Below are 5,730 nucleotides of genomic sequence, written 5' to 3'. Positions count from 1 at the left end.
TAAATCTGTCATATTCTCTGATTGTTTCTTTCAGATACTCAGGATTTTTTAATGCTTCAGATAATCTTTTTGTTTCTTCCGAAAAGCCCCCACCTCTTTCAAAAAGTTCAAAATATCCTTGCTCTTTTCCTTCTTCACTTAAATCATGAGATAGATACCATAGAGATTCTGAAATCCGATCTCTTTCATAATCAAGAGCTTCAAAAAGCTCTACATTTGTAGCAAATTCCCCACTATTAAGAAGTTCATTTATCCTCTTTGCAGCATCATTCCAGTTTAAGACCTGCGTATCATCTTCTCTTGCAGAAGTTCCATAGGCTAAATGAATGCCTTTATCCGAATACCAGGAAGATACTTCTCTTTCATCAATGTAAAACCCGTTTCCGCCTTTAAAGGTATCTTTGAGGTATTCTCCCAATTCTTCTACTGTTTTTTCTTTGGAAAACTCAGCAATAACAGGAAGTCTGCCGCCATCGTGATTTCCTCCGTTAATAAGGACGGTATCTATATCATTCTCAGTTAGCGGAATCGTAAGGCGTGTCTGTCCATAGGAGTTTTCTGGTAAAGAAAAAGAAGCCTTTTCAGCTTCTCTTATCTCTACATCAATATTTTCTCTTAACCTTCTACTATTTCCTTGATCGTCATCTCTTTCAAAGCTGAAATCATTGCTTTGTACTGTGGATTGCTCTCTCCCTCTATCTTCCAAGCTGCCATCAGCTTCGGCTTCTCTCTTCTCATAAACTCTATCGCCTGTTTCTGAATGTCCATCAGGTGTCCTGTCAACTTCTTCTCCTTGTATAGATCTACTAACATCTCGAAGTTGCTCTGCTCCTCGCTCTGTGAAAGAAACTCCAGCCTCATCACTGCGTAGGTCGGATTTGGATACTTCCTTATGAAGTCCGTCTCTTCCTCCAAGCTGTTTAGCGTATTCTCCCTGATTTTCTCTATTATCTCGTCTGTACTCTCCATTTCGGAGAACTCGCCCGTTTTCATTTCTTCCCTGATCATCTCGTCGAAGTACATATTCTTCTACCTCCTCCAATTCTTCTTTAATCTTATTATATCCCGCTTCTTTTCCTCTTAAAACTTCTTTTTGCAGCTCAAGTTCTTTGCTTTTTTGAATGGTCGCATCAATAATCTTTCCGCTAATATCCGATACGCTTTCACCAAGACTCATTAGAGATATGCTGTCAAGTCTTTGAAAATTCTCTCTTAAAAGCTCATAATCTATCGAATAATCTAACTTAAATCTTGATGCTACCGCATAGCTTACCGAGTCCCTTACAAACTTTGTAAAGGATATTCTATCCTCATCCGCTATTCTAAGTTCATTCATTAAGGTATCTATTTTTTCATCACCGTAGAGTCTGCTTAAAGAAAAGATGTTTTCAAGTGTGCTTTTACTTTCCTCATAGCCCTCGCTTTTTATCATTTCCTTTAACACATCTTGATGATTTTCTTTGTCAAACTTCCAAAGATTTACTTCGTTGACATCTCTGTTTCTTGAAACTGTCTGACCTATATCAAAAATATAGTCCACTTTCTTGAATGTGCCATAGTCCTCTAAAATGGGGATACCTTTCTGTCCTCGCATTACTGTTCTATTAAAACGTTCCCTCCAGTAGTCAAACTTGGCACAAGCTATTGCTTCAGGATTTTTATCATAGATACTTAATTGACTTCTAAAGTCATATCTTTGATTGTTTCCGACAACCTTTAAGAGCTTCAGATACTCTGCTTCACTATGAAGCACATCTTGTTTTATAAGCTCCAAAATGTTATGAAAATCATTTATTCGCATTTTTACCTCCTTCGTTTTTCCAAACAAAAAAGGCGGTTAGATTTTACTCTAATCACCTTTTACGCATTATATTATTAAATTTTATTCGTTTGTTTCTTCCGCAATATCTACATATTCTTTTAATTTTCGTTGCAACAAATTCTTATCTATCAGTTTTAATGTATACTCCGATACCATTGTAGGCGAAAGACTTCTACTTAATGCAAATTCTACTACCTCATCATCTTTTGAAGCACAAAGGATTACTCCTACGCTTGGATTTTCAGTTTGTTTCTTTACTTCTCTATCCAGTGCTTCTAAATACAGGTTCATTTTTCCGATATATTCCGGCTTAAACTCTCCAATTTTTAATTCAAATGCAACTAAACAAGATAGTCCCCTATGATAGAACAACAAATCTACATAGTAATCATGATTGCCAACCTGTACCCTATACTCATTACCTATAAAGGAAAAATCTTTCCCAATCTCTAAAATAAAGTTCTTCAGATTCTGGAGAATTGACTTCTGAAATTCTCTTTCATTTCCAATCTTGGGAGCATCAAGAAATTCTAAAACATAACTGTCCATAAACAAATTATGCGTCTCTTGTTTTGCCCTTTGTATAGCAGGCAAATCGTTACTATTTGAAAGCATATAACGTTCATAATAGCCACTGTCCATCTGCCTTACCAACTCTCGGTGAGTTAGATTCTCCTTAATTGCTAAGTTAATGTAGAATTCTCTTTCTTCTTTACTTTTAGATCCTGACATTATTTTCAAATGATTAGACCAGCTCAATTGTGTCAACAACGTTGACACTTTTTCATCATCCTTATATAGCTCATAGAATTGCCTCATTCTATAAAGCCCCCTACGGGTAAATCCTTTTAAATCAGGATAATTTTCAGAGAAAAAATCGGCAACATTTTCCACAAAATTTGACCCATAACCTGCTTCTTTACTTTTCTCACTTATATACTTTCCCACTTCCTGATACATCAAAATCAATTCTTCATTGACTTTTCTATAAGCACGATCCTTTGCACTTTCGACAATCTTAACAATATCATCAAACTGATGATTATCTTTTCCAATATCTGTATTCTGCAATACCATCTTATCCTTATTCATTGTTTCACCTACCTCTAAAAACGTGCTGTTATTTTTTAATGTTTTCTTCAATAAAAGCCTTAGAATTTTGAATTTGCACTTTATCTTTATTAACTACAAAAGTAACATAATCTCCATTTTCTAAATTTAAAAGTTCCCTTATCCTTTTCGGAATAGTAACCTGTCCTTTTGCCATAACTTTTGCAGTATCCATAAATATATCTTCCATATTTACTTCCTTTCGCCCTACTTTTCCTACAAAATTATAGCACTTTTGGAGTATTTTTTCCACTCTGAATTAGTTATCTCTTACTTACTATATGTCAGAACAACCTCTTTTATTTCATTTTCAATTGCTTCTAAAAATTCTTCCTTTGAAGATTTCCCTTTGGCAATATCCGCTAATTCCATTTCCCACTTTGCAGTTGTTTCCGCTGACTTAAAGGTATCGGATACTATTGTTACAAGGCTGATCCCCTTATGCGTGGCAATCAAATTTTTCTTATCTCTTTCGACAAAACCCTTATAGATTAAGTTTTCAATAATTCCTGCCCTTGTTGCAGGTGTTCCAAGTCCCTTTCTTTCCACTTCTACACCTTTTTCTAAGGCTTCATTTCCTGCAATCTCCATAGACTTTAGAAGCGTATCTTCAGTGAAGTGTTTCGGTGGTTGAGTAAATTTTTCTTTAATCTCTTTATTTTCAATACTTAAAACATCACCGATACTTACATCAGGAAGCTCTATGAACTCATTCTTCTTGGACTTGTATTCTTTAAGGTATTTGCTAAAGCCCTCGTCTCTAATTACCCTTCCTGAACTTGTAAATTCAAATCCGTCAAATTCAGCTACAATCTTTGTTGTGTTTTCGACTAATGGATAGCCTACACTTGCGTGAAGCTTATTAGAAATAAGCCTATATACCTTCGCTTCACTATCAGGGATACTCGATAAATCTTCACTTAACGAGCTTACTGTCGGAATAATAGCGTGATGATCCGTAACATTTTTTGAGTTAAATACCGTCTTGATACGCTCTGTATCAAAATCATTTTTTCCTAAAATGTTATTGACCGTACTTACAATCATATCTTCCGTTAAGCATCTGCTGTCTGTTCTTGGATAGGTAATTAGTTTCTTTTCATACAGGCTTTGAGCATAATCAAGCGTCTGCTTTGCTGAATATCCAAAATATTTATTACACTCTCTTTGAAGTGTTGTTAGATCAAAGGGTAAATCCGGCTTTGTAATCTTTTCTTTTTGAATGACATCAGTTATTTCAATATTATCGCCTATTAAATTAATAAGCTGCTCTGCGGTTATTTCATCACCAATTTTGTCTGTCGATAATGTAAAGCCGTTCATAGAAAGCTCTACGGTGTAGTATTTTTCTTTCTTAAAATTATTTATTTCTTCATCTCTTTTTACAATCATGTAAAGCGTTGGGGTTTGCACTCTCCCGACACTGTAATTTTGCTTATACAGGCAAGAATATAGCCTACTGATATTCATTCCGACAAGCCAGTCTGCAATAGCTCTTGCCTGTGCCGATTCAAAGAGCTTATCGTAATCTTTGCCATTCTTTAGATTGGAAAATCCCTCTTTGATAGCACTATCTTCCATTGACGAAATCCAAAGACGCTGCATTTTCTTTTTGCATTTAGCTTCGTTATATACCAGTCGAAAAATACTTTCTCCTTCTCTTCCCGCATCGCACGCATTGATAACTGTATCAATCTCCTTATCATTCATCAGTTTTTTAAGGATATTAAACTGCTTTTTTGTAGCCTTTGCCACTTCAAATTTGTACTGCTTCGGAATAATCGGCAAATCCGATATATTCCACTTAGCGTATTTTTCATCATAAGCGTCCGGATTTGCCATCTGAATTAGATGGCCTACGCACCAAGATACCTTATATCCATTTCCCTCATAGTATCCATCTTTCTTTTTTGTAGCTCCTATTACCTTTGCAATTGATATAGCTACACTCGGTTTTTCTGCTATCACAAGTATATGTTCCATGTATATTTTTCCTCCTGCTTTCATTGTAAAAGGGCGAAAGATTTTACTCTCCCGCCCTGCGTTTGCACCCATAACAATATATTTTAAGATGCATTTATTCTTCATCATAAGCTTCTGTTTCTTCTGCTTCTCCTATTTCTTGCTCACTTTCTGCTTCCGAAAAGAAATCATCATCTTCTTCCTCTAATGATTCAAGCTCCTTATCCTCTTTCTTTTTTACGACCTTAAAGTAATAACCTGCTCCTAATGCTCCGCCTATAACAAGAAGCAGAATAATATATGTTCCTAAATTACTCTTTTCTTCTTTTTTCTCAGGCTTTACTTCTTCCTTAGTTGGCTCCTCTTTGCTAATCTCCTGCTTCGGAGCTTCTTTCTTTTCAACCATATTTAGAAGATCATCTTCAGATACTTCCGTTAAAAGCATTACATTTTCTTGTGTCTCATCGTGGTTGATGATGAGATGGAAGGTCTTACCGTTTTTCGTTTGAAAGGTAATAAACTGTCTTGCATCAGCAGAATACAGATCTGTTTCTTTGTTATCACCGCTATCCCCGTGATGAATTGGATAGTCCTTATTCGCATTGTCCTTATTTTCCGTAACGGTTCCTCTTGCCTTTGACGGAGCAGAAGCTACTCCCTTATTGGTATTTACAGTCTTACTTGTCCCGTCCATAGATGAATCCTGATTGTTATTGGCAGGAGCTTTCGGTGTCAGCTTATTAGGATAGCGAATATCTTTCTCTTTCGTTTCAGAATTACTTGTATCTTTTACAGTATTTTCTGAACTCGCCTGTGTAGTTGTGCTTTTTCCTGTA

At 35.8% G+C, this 5,730-nt stretch carries 4 protein-coding genes and 1 pseudogene; all 5 read right to left on the bottom strand.

Annotated features, from left to right (window positions below):
* Nucleotides 1-1,801: pseudogene (locus tag HMPREF1253_RS05615) on the bottom strand (helicase); the annotation flags it as partial.
* Between the two features lie 81 nt (nucleotides 1,802-1,882).
* Complete coding sequence (locus HMPREF1253_RS05610; protein ID WP_001030694.1) at nucleotides 1,883-2,914, bottom strand: YhcG family protein; 1,032 nt, start codon at nucleotides 2,912-2,914, stop codon at nucleotides 1,883-1,885.
* A gap of 28 nt (nucleotides 2,915-2,942) precedes the next feature.
* The gene (locus HMPREF1253_RS05605) at nucleotides 2,943-3,122 is read right to left on the bottom strand and encodes an AbrB/MazE/SpoVT family DNA-binding domain-containing protein (RefSeq protein ID WP_000389423.1); all 180 of its coding nucleotides are present in this window, start codon (nucleotides 3,120-3,122) and stop codon (nucleotides 2,943-2,945) included.
* An 80-nt stretch (nucleotides 3,123-3,202) separates the two neighbouring features.
* The gene (locus HMPREF1253_RS05600) at nucleotides 3,203-4,915 is read right to left on the bottom strand and encodes a DNA topoisomerase 3 (protein WP_007391818.1); all 1,713 of its coding nucleotides are present in this window, start codon (nucleotides 4,913-4,915) and stop codon (nucleotides 3,203-3,205) included.
* A gap of 94 nt (nucleotides 4,916-5,009) precedes the next feature.
* The coding region (locus tag HMPREF1253_RS05595) for a CD1107 family mobile element protein (RefSeq protein WP_023055789.1) at nucleotides 5,010-5,730 on the bottom strand (721 nt) is incomplete at its 5' end.

This window comes from Peptoniphilus sp. BV3C26, from assembly GCF_000478985.1.
GTDB lineage: Bacteria > Bacillota > Clostridia > Tissierellales > Peptoniphilaceae > Peptoniphilus_B > Peptoniphilus_B koenoeneniae.
The sequence above is the reverse complement of the archived record's forward strand: the minus strand, read 5'-3'. Positions and strand labels throughout refer to the sequence as shown.

What these genes read in the sequence shown, in the direction of transcription:
- HMPREF1253_RS05610 (WP_001030694.1), bottom strand. Translation starts at nt 2,914, where the DNA reads ATGAATAAGGATAAGATGGTATTGCAGAATACAGATATTGGAAAAGAT.
- HMPREF1253_RS05605 (WP_000389423.1), bottom strand. Translation starts at nt 3,122, where the DNA reads ATGGAAGATATATTTATGGATACTGCAAAAGTTATGGCAAAAGGACAG.
- HMPREF1253_RS05600 (WP_007391818.1), bottom strand. Translation starts at nt 4,915, where the DNA reads ATGGAACATATACTTGTGATAGCAGAAAAACCGAGTGTAGCTATATCA.